Annotated in this window: 17 protein-coding genes and 3 pseudogenes; 7 read left to right on the forward strand and 13 right to left on the reverse strand. The window is 71.8% G+C overall.

All coding sequences use genetic code 11. The annotated features are described in order from the left end of the window. Window positions 1-25: 25 nt before the first annotated feature. The 5 genes from FM076_RS12325 to FM076_RS12345 all read right to left on the reverse strand — a co-directional run bounded on the left by FM076_RS12325 (window position 26) and on the right by FM076_RS12345 (window position 3,597). Window positions 26-511: a hypothetical protein gene (locus tag FM076_RS12325; RefSeq protein WP_243274441.1), complete on the reverse strand. Its 486-nt coding sequence runs from the start codon at window positions 509-511 to the stop codon at window positions 26-28. Window positions 512-643: 132 nt separating this feature from the next. Next, window positions 644-1,384 carry an FG-GAP repeat domain-containing protein gene (locus FM076_RS12330; protein WP_173870281.1) on the reverse strand — a complete coding sequence of 247 codons (741 nt, stop codon included), beginning with the start codon at window positions 1,382-1,384 and terminating at the stop codon, window positions 644-646. A gap of 265 nt (window positions 1,385-1,649) precedes the next feature. Next, window positions 1,650-1,922 carry a hypothetical protein gene (locus FM076_RS12335; RefSeq protein ID WP_173870283.1) on the reverse strand — a complete coding sequence of 91 codons (273 nt, stop codon included), beginning with the start codon at window positions 1,920-1,922 and terminating at the stop codon, window positions 1,650-1,652. Window positions 1,923-2,080: 158 nt separating this feature from the next. Further along, window positions 2,081-2,920, reverse strand: coding sequence for a M55 family metallopeptidase (locus FM076_RS12340; RefSeq protein ID WP_173870284.1), 840 nt, complete (start codon window positions 2,918-2,920; stop codon window positions 2,081-2,083). A gap of 167 nt (window positions 2,921-3,087) precedes the next feature. Beyond that, window positions 3,088-3,597, reverse strand: a complete 510-nt coding sequence (locus tag FM076_RS12345; protein WP_173870286.1) for a MarR family winged helix-turn-helix transcriptional regulator — start codon at window positions 3,595-3,597, stop codon at window positions 3,088-3,090. 233 nt (window positions 3,598-3,830) lie between these two features. On the opposite strand from FM076_RS12345, the gene FM076_RS12350 reads away from it, so the two are divergent. Both FM076_RS12350 and FM076_RS12355 read left to right on the forward strand, forming a co-directional pair. Continuing rightward, window positions 3,831-4,385 (forward strand): phenolic acid decarboxylase, encoded by a 555-nt coding sequence (locus tag FM076_RS12350; RefSeq protein ID WP_173874693.1) that lies wholly within the window; start codon window positions 3,831-3,833, stop codon window positions 4,383-4,385. 181 nt (window positions 4,386-4,566) lie between these two features. Continuing rightward, window positions 4,567-4,956 (forward strand): thiol-disulfide oxidoreductase DCC family protein, encoded by a 390-nt coding sequence (locus FM076_RS12355; protein WP_173870288.1) that lies wholly within the window; start codon window positions 4,567-4,569, stop codon window positions 4,954-4,956. Here the strand turns inward: FM076_RS12355 and FM076_RS12360 are convergent. Further along, window positions 4,949-5,968 carry a hypothetical protein gene (locus FM076_RS12360; RefSeq protein ID WP_243274443.1) on the reverse strand — a complete coding sequence of 340 codons (1,020 nt, stop codon included), beginning with the start codon at window positions 5,966-5,968 and terminating at the stop codon, window positions 4,949-4,951. The two genes, FM076_RS12355 and FM076_RS12360, sit on opposite strands and share 8 nt — an antisense overlap. Before the next feature lie 38 nt (window positions 5,969-6,006). Continuing rightward, a complete protein-coding gene (locus tag FM076_RS12365) occupies window positions 6,007-6,705 on the reverse strand; it encodes a hypothetical protein (protein ID WP_173870290.1) in 699 nt (232 codons plus the stop codon). A gap of 229 nt (window positions 6,706-6,934) precedes the next feature. Here FM076_RS12365 and FM076_RS33670 point away from each other — a divergent pair. Together FM076_RS33670 and FM076_RS12375 are read left to right on the forward strand one after the other, a co-directional pair. Beyond that, window positions 6,935-7,078, forward strand: a pseudogene (locus FM076_RS33670) (DUF1963 domain-containing protein); the annotation flags it as partial. A gap of 193 nt (window positions 7,079-7,271) precedes the next feature. Continuing rightward, complete coding sequence (locus FM076_RS12375) at window positions 7,272-7,835, forward strand: GNAT family N-acetyltransferase (RefSeq protein ID WP_345944967.1); 564 nt, start codon at window positions 7,272-7,274, stop codon at window positions 7,833-7,835. Between the two features lie 292 nt (window positions 7,836-8,127). On the opposite strand, the gene FM076_RS12380 is transcribed toward FM076_RS12375, so the two are convergent. The 3 genes and pseudogenes from FM076_RS12380 to FM076_RS33680 form a co-directional block, all read right to left on the reverse strand. Further along, on the reverse strand, window positions 8,128-8,430 hold the full coding sequence (locus FM076_RS12380; protein WP_173870292.1) for a DUF3039 domain-containing protein: 303 nt from the start codon (window positions 8,428-8,430) through the stop codon (window positions 8,128-8,130). 90 nt (window positions 8,431-8,520) lie between these two features. Continuing rightward, window positions 8,521-8,820 (reverse strand): annotated as a pseudogene (locus tag FM076_RS33675) (YqgE/AlgH family protein); the annotation flags it as partial. A gap of 420 nt (window positions 8,821-9,240) precedes the next feature. Then, window positions 9,241-9,609: pseudogene (locus FM076_RS33680) on the reverse strand (YqgE/AlgH family protein); the annotation flags it as partial. A gap of 217 nt (window positions 9,610-9,826) precedes the next feature. Between FM076_RS33680 and murA the strand changes: the two are divergent. Then, window positions 9,827-11,155: a UDP-N-acetylglucosamine 1-carboxyvinyltransferase gene (gene murA / locus FM076_RS12390; protein WP_173870296.1), complete on the forward strand. Its 1,329-nt coding sequence runs from the start codon at window positions 9,827-9,829 to the stop codon at window positions 11,153-11,155. Between the two features lie 275 nt (window positions 11,156-11,430). On the opposite strand, the gene FM076_RS35290 is transcribed toward murA, so the two are convergent. Further along, window positions 11,431-11,775, reverse strand: coding sequence for a hypothetical protein (locus FM076_RS35290; protein WP_428814824.1), 345 nt, complete (start codon window positions 11,773-11,775; stop codon window positions 11,431-11,433). 469 nt (window positions 11,776-12,244) lie between these two features. On the opposite strand from FM076_RS35290, the gene FM076_RS12400 reads away from it, so the two are divergent. Together FM076_RS12400 and FM076_RS12405 are read left to right on the forward strand one after the other, a co-directional pair. Further along, complete coding sequence (locus FM076_RS12400) at window positions 12,245-12,994, forward strand: GntR family transcriptional regulator (RefSeq protein WP_173870298.1); 750 nt, start codon at window positions 12,245-12,247, stop codon at window positions 12,992-12,994. A 502-nt stretch (window positions 12,995-13,496) separates the two neighbouring features. Beyond that, the gene (locus FM076_RS12405; RefSeq protein WP_243274447.1) at window positions 13,497-14,156 is read left to right on the forward strand and encodes an HAD family hydrolase; all 660 of its coding nucleotides are present in this window, start codon (window positions 13,497-13,499) and stop codon (window positions 14,154-14,156) included. A gap of 174 nt (window positions 14,157-14,330) precedes the next feature. Here the strand turns inward: FM076_RS12405 and FM076_RS12410 are convergent, their stop codons facing one another. Further along, the gene (locus tag FM076_RS12410) at window positions 14,331-14,612 is read right to left on the reverse strand and encodes an HU family DNA-binding protein (RefSeq protein WP_016469244.1); all 282 of its coding nucleotides are present in this window, start codon (window positions 14,610-14,612) and stop codon (window positions 14,331-14,333) included. A 556-nt stretch (window positions 14,613-15,168) separates the two neighbouring features. Next, complete coding sequence (locus tag FM076_RS12415; RefSeq protein WP_173870300.1) at window positions 15,169-16,620, reverse strand: NAD-dependent malic enzyme; 1,452 nt, start codon at window positions 16,618-16,620, stop codon at window positions 15,169-15,171. Window positions 16,621-16,642: the final 22 nt, after the last annotated feature.

Raw genomic sequence — 16,642 nt, forward strand, 5'->3', positions numbered from 1 at the left:
GTTGATCTCGGCGTTCGACCGCGGGTCACCCGCGTAGTTCTTCTGGTCCGTGCACTTGGCACCCGAACCCTTGGACCCGCCCGAGGAAGAACCGGCCTTCTGCGGCGCCGGGCACGTCCCCGTCCTCCTCACCGATACCGTTGATCTCAGCGTTCGACCGCGGGTCACCCGCGTAGTTCTTCTGGTCCGTGCACTTGGCACCCGAACCCTTGGACCCGCCCGAGGAAGAACCGGCCTTCTGCGGCGCCGGGCACGTCCCCGTCTCCTCACCAATACCGTTGATCTCGGCATTCGACCGCGGGTCACCCGCGTAGTTCTTCTGGTCCGTGCACTTCCCACCGGACTTCTTGGGAGTGTGCGACGCCGTCTTGTGCGAGGCACTCGCGGAGGCGGACGCCTTCGAGCTGGAGGAGGCGTTGTCGCCCCCGGTGTTGTCGCAGGCCGTGAGCGACAGGCTGGCGGCCACCGCGACAAGGGCGAAAACGGAGACCTTCTTCTTCCGGGCAAGCATGTTTCTCTCCTCAAAGGGGGCCCACCGGCGGTGGGCGGGCTGGGTGGATCTCGGATAACGGGGGAATGTGCAAGGCGATGAATGACCGGGCGCCGCCGGGGCCACGGGAACCATGGCGGCGCCCGGCGGATATCAGGAGCAGGTCTTGTAGAACTGGCTCCAGCCGTCGGTGGGCATGGCCGGCGGCTCGGCCCACGTACCGTACTCGCCGTACTTCAGCTTGGCCTCACGGTCGTAGCCGGCCAGGCCGCCGCCCGGCTTGGACAGGCGCACGTCCCGGTCCATCTGCCCGTCACCGGCGTTGTTGAGGACGGCCAGGTCAGGGTACGCGTCGTCGTTGTAGCGAGCGACGCTCAGCTGCCGGACCTCGCCCATGTCCCCGATGTCGGAGTGGACGGCGCCGGGCGACTTCAGGTTCGTACGGGCGAGCGGGCCGGGCCGGTACTCGGCCAGGCGTGCCGTCGAGGGGTCGTCGCCGCCGGACGGCTTGACCACGTTGACGACCAGGTCCAGGGTGCCGTCGTTGTCGAAGTCGGCGACAGCGGCGCTGACGTCCTCGCCCTTCTTCGCGCCGACCAGGCTCCTGACGGTGTGCTTGCTGCCGAACGAGCCGGACTTGGTGCCCCACTGGATCGTCATCTTGGTGCCGGTGTGGCCCGGGTTGCTGATCTTGTCCGGGCGGCCGTCGCCGTCCAGGTCACCGAGCAGGGTGGTCGCGTCGGCCAGGCACGGGGCCGACGCGGCGGCGTGCTTGCCGGCGGTGTGCGCACCGGCCGCCGGGGAGGTGACCGCACCGGCGTAACCGGCGGCGGTCAGGGTGAGGGCGGCCGCGGCGAGCGGCGCGGCGATCCAGCGTGAGCGTGAGCGAAGCATCCTCGGGCATCCTTTCTGTCGTTGCCGCAAGATCTGATGCCGATGCCGATGCGGGGGTTCACGCCCGGGTCCTCGTGTGACGTGGCTGTGACAAACCAGCGGGAGAAGGTCCCGGCTCCTCTCCACGACGAAGGGGCCGGCCCGACGGAGTACGTCGGGCCGGCCCCCTCCTCTTCGCGTGGCCGCACGGCCGCACGGCCGCACGGCCATATGGCTGCGCGGTCACGTGGCCGCCCGGTCACGTGGCCGCACGGCCGCTGCGCCGTCACCTCTTCAGGTCGATCCACCACTGGTCGTTCTCGTCCAGCCAGCAGGAGTAGCCGGCGTACTCCTTGCCCGGACCGGAGATGGCGCCGCCGATCTTCTGGCACATCTCGAGGGTGCCGACCTTGTAGGTGTCGTAGTTGTCGTTGGCCGCCTGCGTCGTCACGGACGAGGCGGTCGCCTGCGACGCCGCGGTGGCCGCGGTGGTGCCGAGACCGGCGAAGGCCGCCACTCCGGCCAGAACGACTGCCGCCTTGGTGAACTTCTTGCGCATGCAAGTCTCCTCAAGGGTGCGGAACACGCACCTCTTACTGGCGAAGGGGCGGGGGAGGCCCCTCCTTTCCGTTACGCCGGAGTGAGACGCCGGCACCGCCCCGCGAGTTCACAGGCCACCGCACACGAGATCGAACTGTGATCTTCCCGCACGACCCGTCAGCAGTACGGCGGCTGCCCCGTCAGGGAGTACGCCACCCCCATGAAGACCCCGAAGAGGCGGAAGAGCGCCGGAAGCTCACCCCGAACGCGAACGGTGCGGTCGTCCGTACGGGACACCCCGGGGACGCCCTCCAACTGCTGGGCGACGGACGCGGACTGCCAGCGTACGGCGAGGGTGTGGTCGCCGGTGTCGGGCGCCGCGCGGGGGTGGGACGCCGCGTCCCGCACGCCGGCCTCCGCCGCCTCCTGGATGGCGCTCCGCGCCTCGTCCGCGGGGCGCAGGCGGGCGGTGAACCGGTCGCGGGCGTACTTCACGGGGGCGGTACGGACGGCGGAGTCCCACTCCGCCACCTCGGCGCAGGCCACGTCGCAGCCCGAGAGCGCCACCACGGGAACGCCGAGCGCCGTGGCGGTCGCGTACGCGAAGCCGATCTCCCCCATGGCGCGGTCGTCGTCCAGCCACATGTCCTCGATCTCGTGCCCCATGAAGCTGTGGCTGAGAACGCCCAGTCTCCCCGCCCGCGCGTGGTAGCCGACGCAGACGACGGCGTCGAACGAGGCGTCCAGGTCCTGGAGCATGCCCATCGGCTTGGGCTTGCCGCGCACCAGCGACGCGGCCGGGTGCAGGTCCTCGACCAGCAGGTTCCGCATCGTGCTGTGCGTGTCGTTGACGACGATCTCGCGTGCCCCGCCCCCCAGGGCGCCGCGCACCGCGGCGTTCACGTCCTCGGTCATCATCACGCGTCCGCGCTCGTAGTCGCGCCCGCCCATCTGGACGTCGTCGGCCCCGACGAGCCCGGTCACGCCCTCCATGTCGGCGCTGATGTACACCTTCATGCCGCCCTCACCCCTCCTTGGTCCGGCCCCGGCGAACCGGCCGGTGCTCCGGCGCCCCAACCGGTGCTCCGGCGTGCCGACCGGTCCCCTTCCTGAACCGCCCGCCCCACCGGCCACTCCGGCCACTCCGATTACTCCGGTTACTCCGGTTACTCCGGTTACTCCGGTTACTCCGCCACCGAGTCTCCCAGCAGACGCGGCGCCCGCGTGCCGGTTCGCCCGGATTCGGGGGCCGGTCCGAGTGTCCGCGCCTCCAGCGCGGTGAGCAGTTCGGCGAACACCGGGAGGGCGCGCTCCAGCGCCTCGCGGCTCTCGGGGGCGAGGTCGTCCAGGGCCTGGCGGAGGGCGCCGGTGCTCACCCGGTCGTAGCGGCCGAGCAGGTCCAGCGCCCGAGGGGTGGCGGCGAGCCGCACGGTGCGCAGATCGGTCGCGGAGGGGGTCCGCTCCACCAGCCCGGACGCCGTCATGGCCCGGACGAGGTTGCTCACCGTCGAGGGCGCGATCCGCAGGCGCCCGGCGACCTCGCGCGGTGTGGCGGGGCCGTCCTCGGCCAGGGTGCGCAGGAGCTCGATCTGGGCCTCGGGAAGGTCGGGGAGTGCCTCGTCGAAGCGGCGGGTGCGCAGCACTGCGCGGCGCAGGGGGCCGATGAGCCGGCCGATCCGGGTCGCGGTGTCCATGGTCCCAGTATGACGCACGCGTTTTGACTCAAAACTATTTTGCTGCAAAATCGAATGTGGGGTCCCTGAGGAGCCCGGCGCGGCCCGGGGACGCCACGGCAAACAGCGACAGCGACAGCAACAGCAAGCGACAGCGACAGCGACAGCGACAGCGACAGCGACAGCGACAGCAACAGCAACAGCAACAGCAACATGGACGCGCCAGAAGGAGGAGCTGCCGTATGACCACGGCCATGAACACGGTGACCGACCCCACCCCGGACGCCGGCGCCTCCCCGCACGCCGGGCCCGTCCCCGCGCAGGACCTGTCCGGCATCGTGGGCCACCGCTTCATCTACACCTACGCCAACGGCTGGCAGTACGAGATGTACGTGAAGAACGCCCGCACCATCGACTACCGCATACACTCCGGCATGGTCGGCGGACGCTGGGTCAAGGACCAGCGGGTGGACCTCGTCCAGCTCGACGAGGACAGCTACAAGGTCTCCTGGAACGAGCCCACCGGAACCTCCGTCGTCGTCAACGTCATGCCCGGCAAGCGCCGCCTGCACGGCGTGATCTTCTTCCCTCGCTGGGTGGAGGAGCACGGCGAACGCACGGTCTGCTTCCAGAACGACCACCTGGAGCGGATGCGCGCCTACCGCGACCAGGGCCCCACCTACCCCGTCCACATCGTCCCGGAGTTCGCACGGATCACCCTGTTCGAGCACGTCGGCACCGACGACGAGGACGTCATCTCCGTCGCCCCGGACGCGCTCCCCGCCGGCTGGGCCGACCGCACGAACTGAGATCCGACGGACGGAAGCCCGACGGACTGAGACCCGTCGGGCTGAGACCCGTCGGGCTGAGACCCGTCGGCCGACGGCCATCCCACGGCCGGGACGGCAGGGGCGGGGCGACGGCACGGACGGGGACGGGGTCCCGCGAGGGCCCGGGGCGGCACGGCCGGCCCGCGGCGACAATGGCCTCATGAGGACACACCGCGAACCGGCGCTCCTCGTCTACGACGGAGACTGCGGTTTCTGCACCACCGCGGTGCGCTTCGCTGAACGCCGCGTCCGGCCCCGGTGCCGGACGGTGCCGTGGCAGGAAGCCGACCTGGTCACGCTCGGCGTCACCCGGGAGCGCGCCGAGCGCGAGGTGCTGTGGGTCACGCCGGACGGAACGGTACGCGGCGGCGCCCAGGCCGTCGCCGCGGCCCTGCTGAGCGCCGGCGGCGCCTGGTCGGTGGCCGGGACCCTGCTGCGGCTGCCGCTCCTGCGGCGGATCGCGGACGTCGTCTACCGCGTCGTCGCCGCCAACCGCCACCGCCTGCCCGGCGGCACACCGGCGTGCGGGGTGCGCGGGACCGTCAGTTGATGGCCTGGATCTCCCGGACGGTGACGTTCCGGGTACCGCCGAACTCACCGTCCGGCAGGTCGTCGTCCCCCTGCCCGTCACTGCCCTCCCACGAGGCGTCCCAGGTGAGGGTCGCCTCCAGCGGGTAGGCCGCGTCGCCCTGGGTGGCCCGCAGATACGTCACCCCGCACGGCGGCGTCCTCTTCCCGCCGCCCTTCTTGTACGGGGCGCCGATCCCGCCGTCCGCCTCGACGGGGCACTCCCCCGAGGACGGATGCACCTCGGCGTCCTCCGTCCCGGCGGACAGCTTCAGGGAGGCGGGCTTCACCGTCGTCCTCGCCCAGATCTCCTCGCCGCCCCCGAGATCCACCGAAGCCCTCACCGACAACGGCTTGTAGGTGCCCTTGTCCAGCCACACCCACGTCGGCAGATTCACCGTCTGCCGCGCCTTCGGATTCAGCTCGACCTCCGTGTCCGGCACGGTGACCTTCGCGTACGCCAGCGCGGAGAGGATCTTCGGGCTGATCGCGTTCTCCACCTTCGGCCGCTCGCCGTTCGGCACCCAGAACGGCAGCCTCGTGCACGACTCACGCTTCGCCGCGTCCGGCTCCGCCGGGTTGGGCACCGCCGCCCAGAACATGCCCTTCCCCTGCTTCTTGAGATTGAAGTCCTTGTACTCCCCCTCCTTGTACCTGTACCGGATGTCCCCGTCGACCTCTTGCTTATGAGGCCCGTTGTTCGGCAGCCGCCCCGTCAGGGAGTACGGCGAGTCATCGACCTTCTCCTTCAACTCCTTGGGCGAGTACGTGGGCGCGTACCAACACGGCGGCGGCGCCCAATCCCCCGCCGGCACAGAGAGATTGCCACCCCCGCCTTTGGGAGCGGCGGTGCCTTCGCCGGAGTAGGCGACCTCACGACTACCACCACCGGCAGCGGCTGTGGCCTCGCCGTTGGTGAAGTTCCCCTTCTGGAACTTCTCCGCGTCACGAAGATCGTCGTCAGCCCACGCCTCGGTCGTGATCGATGCAAGCATTGCAGCGCACAGACTAGGTACCAGTGCGCCAATGAAAGTCAGTCTCCGCATTGCTTCACCGCCTTCGCCTCGTATTCAAAGGACCGCGCCCGCCAAGGCGATGCAGCTCTTTTAGGCTTCTCCATGACCAGCGTGTACCGCATGTAACTGGAAGCGCTCTTTTCCGTGCGCTTGATCTTTCCGCTTTTGATCTTCTTGCTGTAGAACTTGGACTGATCCACACAGAAGGAGACTTCGGCCAGTTTCCCGCTTACAACGTCTCCGACATTCTCACGGTAGTAGCGATCCGTCCCAGTCACCGTGGCTTCGCGTTCCACATGTGCCTTGACGAGCGTCGTCGCGTACTCCTCCGCTGTCTGCAACGGCACAACGTGCCGAGCCAGCACCGGGTCCTTCGGGTCCTGCTTCACCGTGCCGTGCATGAGGGCCCTCATGTAATCCGCCGCTCCATCCAACGCGGCGGCCTTGTCGGGGTCGGAGGGCTGTTTCCAGTCGAAGACGAGTTTGACGTCGTCGGGGAGCTTGATGTCCGAGGTGCGGAAGTCGCCCGTCTTCGGCTCCGCCTCCTCGCTCTTGTCCGCGCTGGGGGACGTGCTCTTGGGGGAGTCCGCGCCCTCGATGTTGCCGGATTTCGAGGGGCCGTCCTCGCCTCCGCCGCATCCGGCGAGCAGCAGCGCGGTGGCGGCTGTGGCGGCTGTGGCGGCGGCCAACGAGACGGCGGGGCGGGTCAGTTGCACTGCGGGCTCCCTGAGCGTCAGGTGACTGTCGTGAACCTGACGGTAGCAGCGCGTACCCTGTCGCGCCGGGTGACTTCGACAACGCGTACCGTCGCGAAGGGGTTCCGCCCTACGCCGCCTTCCGGAACAGGGCTGTCCAGAGGAAGTCCTCGCCGAAGTACGGGGAGTGGGACGGTTGCTGCCGCATACGGCGTAGTTCGATCCGCGTCTCGTCCCGGAGGCGGAGCGCTGGACGCTGCTGGCGCGGTTCGACAGCGACGAGGACGCGGGGATGTGCTGGGGCGACTGCGGCGTCCTGTACTGGCTGATACGCCCCGAGGACCTAGCGGAGAACCGCTTCGAGCGAGCGCGGTTTACCTGGCAGTGCTGCTGAGGGGGAGGCGGGAGGCGGCCGGTTGCCCAGGGCCCAGGGGGCTGGGAGGGCTGGGGGGCTGGGCCGCGTCACCGCGAGGAAACCCACGGGCCGGCCCGCCGAAACACCGTCCCGGCACACTCCGGATGTGAGAAGTGAGCAGGTGAGGAAGACGAGTGAGCAGGTGAGGAATGGGCGCGCGACGGGTGGGCCCGTGACGGGTGAGGACGTGGCGGGTGGGCTCGTGACGACCGGGGCCGCGTCCGTGAAGGTCGAGCGGGTCGCCTGGGAACATCCGGACGCCGTCGCGTTGCGGGCCCGGCAGCGGGCGGAGATCGCCGCGCGGTACGGCCGACCGGACAGCGAGCCGGGCGTGCCGCCGTCGGCGGACGACATCGCCGCGTTCTTCGTGGCGTACGGCGCGGATCAGGCCGACGAGGGGGACGAGGGGGACGAGGAGGACGGCACGGCGAGCAGCGCGGCGCGCGGACCGGCGGTGGGGTGCGCGGGGCTCCGCCACCTCGGGTCGGGGGCCGGCGAGATCAAGCGGATGTACGTCGAGCCGGCCTGGCGCGGCACGGGCGCGGCGACGCGGCTGCTGCGGACGCTGGAGGAGTGGGCCGCCGGGCGCGGCTGGACCGAGCTGCGGCTGGAGACGGGCGACGCGCAGCCGGACGCGGTCCGCTTCTACACCCGGTGCGGGTACGCGCGCATACCGAACTTCGGCGCCTATGCGGGGCGGGAGAACTCCTGGTGCTTCGGCCGGCGGCTCCCCTGAGCCGCGGAGGGCGCTCGTGGCCGGCGGCTCCCTGGGCCGCGGACGGCACTTCGGCCGGCGGGGCGGCCCCTGAATCGCGGACCGCGCCGGCCCGGTGGGGCTCGATGGCTCCCGGCGTGGGGCATCTCTGTGCTCGCGTGGGGCGCGCGGGTCGCCGGGCCCGCGTGGGGACCCGGCGACCCGGGTGAGCTGACCGAGCTGACCGTTCGGTCCTTACCGTTCGGTCCTGACCGTTCGGTCCTGACCGTTGGATCCTGGCCGTTCCGTCGCGCGAGGAAGCGGGAGGCGCGGGCTACTTCTTGCCGCCGCCCTTGCCGTCCTTGCCACCCTTGCCGTTGTCCCCGCCGGGACCCATGGTCTCGTAGATCTCCTTGCACATCGGGCAGACCGGGTACTTCTTCGGGTCGCGACCCGGGACCCACACCTTCCCGCAGAGCGCGACGACGGGCGTCCCGTCCATCGCGCTCGCCATGATCTTGTCCTTCTGGACATAGTGGGCGAACCGCTCGTGGTCGCCGTCACCGTGCGACGTCTGCGGGGTCGGTTCGACGAGTGTGCCGGTGCCCGCCCCGCGCTCGGGCTCAAGAGTGCTCATGCGGTCCAAGGGTACTCATGCGGCGGGGACGCGTCAGTCATGGGCGGTGACCCGCGTCACCCCTTCGGGGTGCTCCGCCGGACCCGGTTCTCAGTTCAGGGAGGGGTCGTCGGGGTAGGTCGCGACCAGTGCCAACTCGCTGCGCTGCCTCCGCAGCACGGACCGCCACAGGCGCTCGGGCGCCGGGGACGACACGTCGCCGGGTTCCGATTCGACCACGTACCACGCGCCCTGCGACAGCTCCTTCTCCAGCTGCCCCGGCCCCCAGCCGGCGTACCCGGCGAAGATCCGCAGGGATCCCAGCTCGGCGGCGAGCAGCTCGGGCGGGGCCTCCAGGTCCACCAGGCCGATGGCGCCGTGCACCCGGCGCCAGCCGAGTGGACCGTCGGCGTCCAGCACGGTGCCCAGCTCAGCGGCCTCGTCGGCGGCCGACGACGCCTCGGCCCGCTCGGCCGATGTGCCGGCCGATGCCTCCGCTGTCTCCGCCGTCTCGTCGCCGGCCGCTCCGATGCCCTCGTCCCCGGCCGCTCCGGTGCCACCGGACGCCTGCCCTGCGGACCGGCCGGAGGCCGCATCGGCGGCCTTGCCCGCGTTCTTCCCGGATGCCCCGCCTTCCCCGGTTGCCCCGTCCTTCCCTGTTGCCCCGTCCTTCCCAGGTACCCCATCGCCGCCGACGGACGACCCGTCGGCAGCGGCGGACGCGTCGGCGGCACGGGAGGCATCGGCGGCGCCGGTACCGGGGGCGCCACCGGGCGTGCCGGTGGCGCCGGCCTCACCAGCAGGGTCGTTCGTACCAGCAGGGCCGTTCTTACCAACGGGGCCGTACTTACCGGCCGGGCGGGTCGTACCGGCAGAGCCGGGGATGCCGCTCGCGGCGGCGGGGCCCGGGGTGCCGCCGTCGGTGCGGTCGCCTCTGCCCGAGGGCACCACGGCGACGCCCAGGGCGGCGTCCAGCGAGACGGGCCCGCCCTGGAAGACGACGCCGGGTTCGCCCGCGAGCGCGGCCCACGGCTCCAGGATGTCCCCCACGTTCACCGGGGTGGGACGGTTGAGGACCACGCCCAGTGAGCCCGCCTCGTCGTGGTCGAGGAGGAGCACCACAGCGCGGTCGAAGTTCGGGTCGGCCAGCACCGGCGTGGCGACGAGAAGTCGCCCGGTGAGCGAGGACACCTCGGTCATACGCCAATGATCCCGCACCATCGGCGTCCGCGGGGACCCAATAGGCAGATCCGGGGCCAGGACTCGCGCCACAACACGGTACGCAATGGACATCTCACCCACCGTGTTATTGCCTACCTGTGACAGTCGCAGGCCCCCCTCGCGCTTGGGTCAGCACCGGACGGGGCCATTACGCTTGCCTGTTGTCCCATCCCGTCTCGCGGAATCGCGGAGATCCATGACCGACAGCCCAGCCGACGTACTCCTCGTCCACGGTGGCGCCCCGATCGAGGGCGAGATCCGTGTGCGGGGTGCGAAGAACCTCGTTCCCAAGGCCATGGTCGCCGCGCTGCTGGGCAGCGAGCCGAGCCGACTGCGCAACGTGCCGGACATCCGTGACGTACGCGTCGTCCGCGGCCTGCTCCAGCTGCACGGTGTCACGGTGCGCTCGGGGGACGAGTCCGGCGAGCTGGTGCTCGATCCGTCCCACGTGGAGAGCGCCAACGTCGCGGACATCGACGCGCACGCGGGCTCCTCCAGGATCCCCATCCTCTTCTGCGGCCCGCTGCTGCACCGCCTCGGCCACGCCTTCATCCCCGGCCTGGGCGGCTGCGACATCGGCGGACGACCGGTGGACTTCCACTTCGACGTGCTGCGCAAGTTCGGCGCGACGATCGAGAAGCGGGCCGACGGGCAGTACCTCGAGGCGCCGCAGCGGCTGCGCGGCACCAAGATCCGGCTGCCCTACCCGTCGGTCGGTTCCACCGAGCAGGTGCTGCTGACCGCCGTGCTCGCGGACGGTGTCACCGAGCTGTCGAACGCCGCTGTCGAGCCGGAGATCGAGGACCTGATCTGCGTGCTCCAGAAGATGGGCGCGATCATCTCGATGGACACCGACCGGACGATCCGCATCACCGGTGTGGACAAGCTCGGCGGCTACACCCACCGCGCGCTGCCGGACCGGCTGGAGGCGGCGTCCTGGGCGAGCGCGGCGCTGGCCACCGAGGGCAGCGTGTTCGTACGCGGCGCCGAGCAGCGCTCGATGATCACGTTCCTCAACACCTACCGCAAGGTCGGCGGCGCCTTCGAGATCGGCGACGAGGGCATCCGCTTCTGGCACCCGGGCGGGCCGCTCGACGCCATCGCCCTGGAGACGGACGTCCACCCCGGCTTCCAGACCGACTGGCAGCAGCCGCTGGTCGTCGCGCTGACGCAGGCGTCGGGGCTGTCGATCGTGCACGAGACCGTGTACGAGTCGCGCCTCGGATTCACCTCCGCGCTCAACAAGATGGGGGCGCACATCCAGCTCTACCGCGAGTGCCTGGGAGGGATGCCCTGCCGCTTCGGGCAGCGCAACTTCCTCCACTCGGCGGTGGTTTCCGGGCCCACCCGGCTCCAGGGCACCGACCTGGTCATCCCCGACCTGCGGGGCGGCTTCTCGTACCTGATCGCCGCGTTGGCCGCGCAGGGGACGTCGCGGGTGCACGGGATCGACCTCATCAACCGGGGGTACGAGAACTTCCAGCAGAAGCTGGCGGATCTGGGGGCCAAGGTGGAGCGGCCCTGACGCGGGGCTCTGTCTCGTCTTCACCCCACCCACCCCTTCGGGCCCCAGCGGGCCCCAGCGAGGGCGAGGCCCTTCGGCTGTCCCGCCGCTGACCGTTGCGGTGGCCCTCCCCCGCCCGCCCACCCGTGCCGGCTCCCCCACGGGTGGGCGGGCGAGCGGCCGGCCCCAGGATGACGACGCCGGCGCCACCGGCACCGAACCCCCTGGCGGAGCAGCCCCGCAGCGGGCGCCCGCCCCCGAGGCCCCGCGGCCCTCCCAGCGGGGCCGGTCCGCCTTCAGCTCGACCCCGGAGCCGCACACCGACTGCGGCCGGGCGAGCCCCCGAAGAACGTCGCGACCCGTACCGTCGCCCCCTCCCCCGTGGCATCGTCGGTGACGACACCCGGCAGCCCGTTCATGACGGCTGTGATGATCGACCCCCGCGCCGGACGCGTCCTGCCCGAGGGCGAGCGCCGCATCCTCGACGAGTAGACCTGGAAGACGGCCCTGCCGATGTCGCGCCGCTTGGCGGGGATCGCGGTGACGTCCTCGCCGTCCATGAGGAGTTCCCCGAAGTCGGCGGCCCCGAATCCGGCGACGAGACGCGGCGCGGTGGTCCTGCCGCAACCGGACGTGCCCAAGTCGAGGGCTTGGACGGCGCGGTCCCGGCTTGCGCTCGGCGGCGGTGTGGAAAGCGCCCTGGCTGCTGCCGCCGGGGTCCTCGTTGTGCACCTCGACGCCGTGCTTCTTCTCGAAGCGGCCGGCAGGCGGTGACGGGGGGCGGCTGCCGCTGTGGCAGCTCCTACGGCGGCGACGGCCTGCCTTCACTCTGCCTTCGCGTTGTCACTCCTGGGGTTCACCGCTCGCCACCTGTATGGACAAGCTCGGCCCCAGTGAACGCAGGCGAGCCGACAGCACCCACCCTGTGGAGCAGGGTCCGGTCCACGAGCCGCTCAAGCCTCCAGCTAGAAGCGCTACTTGCGAACAGGGCCAGCGCTGCTGGCCCTGGTTGCGCCCTCTGACGCCGGTTGCCGATGTGCACGCCACTGCGCACAGATGGCATGATCGGACCGAGCCCCCGCCGCAGCCGAACACCGAGGAGCCGCCCCCATGCCCGAGCCCCGGCGTCATGAGCGGATCGCCGACGAGCTGCGGCGCGCCATCGCCGACGGGCGCTACCCGGTCGGGGCGACACTCCCCTCCGAGGCCGAACTCGCCGCCGCGCACGGCGCCTCCCGCGGCACCGTGCGGCAGGCCGTCTCCGCGCTGCTGGCCGAGGGCCTCATCGGCTCCCGGCAGGGCGCCCGCCGGGTCGTCCTGTCCACAACCCCCAGCCAGAGCTTCACCGAGCTGCGCAGCTTCGCCCAGTGGGCGCGGGCGGGCGGGCGCTCGGCGGGGGGACTCGTCCTGTCCTCCTCCTGGGACGTGGCGCACACGGACGAGGCCGGGCTGCTCCAGGTGCGGCGCGGCGCCCCCGTGCTGCGGGTGCTGCGGCTGCGCACCCTCGACGGGGAACCGGTGCTGCTGGAGCGCACGGTCTACCCGGAGTGGATCGGGCCCGCAGTCGAGGCGCTGCCCGACGACTGCGAGTCGGTCACCCAGCGGCTCTACGACGACACCGGGCTCGTCTTCGCGCACGGCGAGCACCACATCGACGCGGTGGCCGCCGGCACCGCCGACGCGGAACACCTGCGACTGCGCCGGGGCAGCCCGCTGCTGCGCGTCCGCCGTACGACGACGACCGCCGACGGCCGCCCCGTGGAGACCTCCGACGACCGCTACCGCCCCGGCTCGGTCGTCTTCACCGTCCGCAATTCGACCCAGACCAATCCGCTGGCCCGCACCCGGACCGCCACCTGAACCGCCACACCGGGGCCTGTCCCCCCTTCCCGGTCACGCCGGGGCCGGGGGCCTGCCCCCCTTTTCCGGCCCCCGGCCCCCCGGTCCCCGGCGGGGCCGGAAAAGGGGGCTGCGGGCGGGCCACTGGCGGCGTCGTGGAGCCGGCGCCACGGGCTCGTGGAGCCGGCGCCACGAGCTCCGTCGCAGCCGGGCCGCGAGGCCGCCGTGGCCGGGCCGCGCGACTCGTTGCCGCCGGGCCGCGGGGCTCGTTGCGGCCGAATCAGAGCGGCGCATCGCAGCCAGGCCGCGAGGCTGCCGTGGCCGAGCTGCGCGACTCATTGCGGCCAGGCCGCAGGGCTCGCTGCGGCCTGGCCGCGAGGCACCCCGCGGCCGGGAGCCCGACCCGGGCCGACCCGGACCCGACCCGGACCCGCCCGGCGCCCGTCTCCTGCCCGTCCCCCGTCCGACACCGTGCTCATCCGAACCCTCCTCCTCCCCCACCCCCGAGAAGAGCGAGTCCGCATTGCCCACCACCTTTCGGCCCGCCGCCCTGCTGTGCGACATGGACGGCACCCTCGTCGACACGGAACGCGACTGGCTGGCCACTCTCGCGGAGCTGCTGGCCGCCCACGGGGCCGCCGCCGGCGCCGCCGCGCTGGAGCCCCTCGCGGGGCTTCCGCTGGACCGGGCGGCCGCACTGGTCGCCGAGCGCACCGGACTCCCGGCTGACGAGGCCGCTGCCCTGCTGGGCGAGAGGTTCCTCGCGCGGGTACGGGCCGGTGTGACGGTGCAGCCCGGTGCGCTCCCGTTGCTGGAGGCCGCCCGGGAACTGGGTATCCCTGTGGCGCTTGTCACGGCGTCCGAGCGCGTCGTGGCCGATCTGGTGCTCGACACCTTGGGGCCGCACCGCTTCGCCTGCTCCGTGGCCCACGGGGAGACCCCGCGCGGCAAACCCCACCCGGACCCCTACCTCGCCGCCGCACGCCTGCTGGAGGTGCCCGCAGGGGCCTGTCTGGCCCTGGAGGACACTCCCACCGGCGCCGCCTCGGCCCTCGCGGCGGGCTGCCGCCTCGTCGCCGTCCCCACCGTCCCCGGCATCCCCGAGGGCCCGGACACCCGCCTCGTGCCCTCCCTGGCGGACGTCGACCTGACCCGGCTCCCCTTCGCACCGCCCCTCCCCTAGCCGGGACGCCAGGACCCGGGGCCCCAGGACCCGGGGCCCCAGGTCCGGGCCCCTGAGCCGGGGCGCCAGGGCCGGGCGGCGGCCAGGACCGGGGCCGACCGGCGGTGCCCGCACGGCACGCGAAAGGGCGGCCCCTCGCAGAGGGACCGCCCTTGGCGTCGGTGATGCCGAGGCTTACTTGCCCTTCGCGGCTTCCTTGAGCTTGGAGCCCGCCGAAACCTTGACGCTGTACCCGGCCGGGATCTGGATGGGGTCGCCGGTCTGCGGGTTGCGGGCGGTGCGCGCGGCCCGGTGGGTGCGCTCGAAGGTGAGGAAGCCGGGGATGGTGACCTTCTCGTCGCCCTTGGCGACGACCTCGCCGACGGTCTCGGCGAACGCCGACAGGATCGCGTCGGCGTCCTTACGGGTCACCTCGGCCCGCTCGGACAGAGCGGCCACCAGCTCACTGCGGTTCATAATTCGTACTCCCGTGTTCTTCTTGCCGATGAGGCGTGCCACGCGGCAAAGCCGCATATCAGTCAGAGCGAAGCCGATGCTGCCAGGGCCCTACGACAGTCCCCGGACCCGGGTCCGCCTTCGCGCCCGCGCGCCCCGTGGGGTAACCCCCTGGACAAGGTCCTCGACGGGGTTGCCCCCTCGGACGAAGTCCTGGGGATGCATCCTGCCCCTACCTGCGGCGGGAAAGCCAATCCGCGCCGTGGCCGCTGGCTGCCCGCCACACTAGAGGCCCGCACGGGTGAACCCTCCCCCGACGCGCCGAGCCCCTCCCGGGGGCGTCCTGTACGCCCCCGGGTGTCCGGCAGCGCTGCCGGGGCCTCGCCCTGGGGCGCGGCCCCGGTCCTCGCGGCGTACCCGGCGGGCTGCCGGACCCTTCCAGGGTCTCCGCTCCCCCCTGTGACTCCCCGGCGATGCTGCCGGACCCTCACCGTCGGGCCGCGCGCCGTGGCGGCGGACCAGGAGAGTGCCGTGGCGGCAGTCCGGGGTGCCCTGCGGCAATCCAGGGTCGCGGGTCTCAGGGGTGGGTCGGTTCTGTTTCCGGGGCGGGGGCGCCGTGCAGGGCGCTCTTGCCGGTGGCCTGGACGGCGTCGCGTACGGCGCCGGCCACCGCGCCGGAGACCTTCTCGTTGAAGACGCTGGGAATGATGTAGTTCGGGTTCAGCTCGTCCTCGCCGACGACGTCGGCGAGGGCCCGCGCCGCGGCCAGCATCATCGCGTCGTCCACCGTGACGGACTGCGCGTCCAGCAGGCCGCGGAAGACGCCGGGGAAGACCAGCACGTTGTTGATCTGGTTCGGGAAGTCGGAGCGGCCGGTCGCCACGACGGCCGCGGTCTCGCGGGCCGCCGCCGGGTCGACCTCGGGGTCGGGGTTGGCGAGCGCGAAGACGATGGCGCCGTCGGCCATCTTGGCGACGTCGCTGCCCTCCAGCACGTTGGGGGCGGAGACGCCGATGAAGACGTCGGCGCCGACGACGACCTCCTTGAGGGTGCCGGTGTGGCCCTCGGGGTTGGTGTTGTCGGCGACCCACCGCATCGGCGAGTTCTCGTCGGCGTCCGCGACGTCCTTGCGGCCGGAGTGGACGACGCCGTGGATGTCGGCGACGACGGCGTGCTTGACGCCGGCCTCCAGCAGGAGTTTGAGGATGGCGGTGCCGGCGGCGCCGGCGCCCGACATCACGACGCGGATGTCCTCGATCCGCTTGTCGACGACGCGCAGCGCGTTGTAGAGCGCGGCGAGCACCACGATGGCGGTGCCGTGCTGGTCGTCGTGGAAGACGGGGATGTCCACGGCCTCGCGCAGCCGTGCCTCGATCTCGAAGCAGCGGGGTGCGGAGATGTCCTCCAGGTTGATGCCGGCGAAGCCGGGGGCCAGGGCCTTGACGATCTCGACGATGGCGTCGGTGTCCTGGGTGTCCAGGCAGATGGGCCAGGCGTCGATGCCGGCGAAGCGCTTGAAGAGGGCGGCCTTGCCCTCCATGACGGGCAGGGCGGCCTTGGGGCCGATGTTGCCCAGGCCCAGGACGGCGGAGCCGTCGGTGACGACGGCGACGCTGTTGCGCTTGATCGTCAGGCGGCGGGCGTCCTCGGGGTGTTCGGCGATCTGCGTGCAGACGCGCGCGACGCCGGGGGTGTAGATCATCGAGAGGTCGTCGCGGTTGCGAATGGGGTGCTTGGACGACATCTCGATCTTGCCGCCGAGGTGCATCAGGAAGGTGCGGTCCGAGACCTTGCCGATGGTGACGCCCTCGATGGAGCGCAGTTCGTCCACGATCTCGTCGGCGTGGGCGGTCGAGCTGGCGGCGATCGTCACGTCGATCCGGAGCCGCTCGTGGCCGGACGCGGTGACGTCGAGGCCGGTGACCGAGCCGCCGGACGACTCCACGACCGTGGTGAGCTGACTGACCGCCGTCCCGCCCGCGGGGACCTCCAGGCGGACCGTCATCGAGTAGGAGACGCTTGGCGCCATTGCCGACTTCCCTCTGCTTTCC

Source organism: Streptomyces albus subsp. chlorinus, from assembly GCF_013302895.1.
GTDB classification, from domain to species: Bacteria; Actinomycetota; Actinomycetes; order Streptomycetales; family Streptomycetaceae; genus Streptomyces; species Streptomyces chlorinus.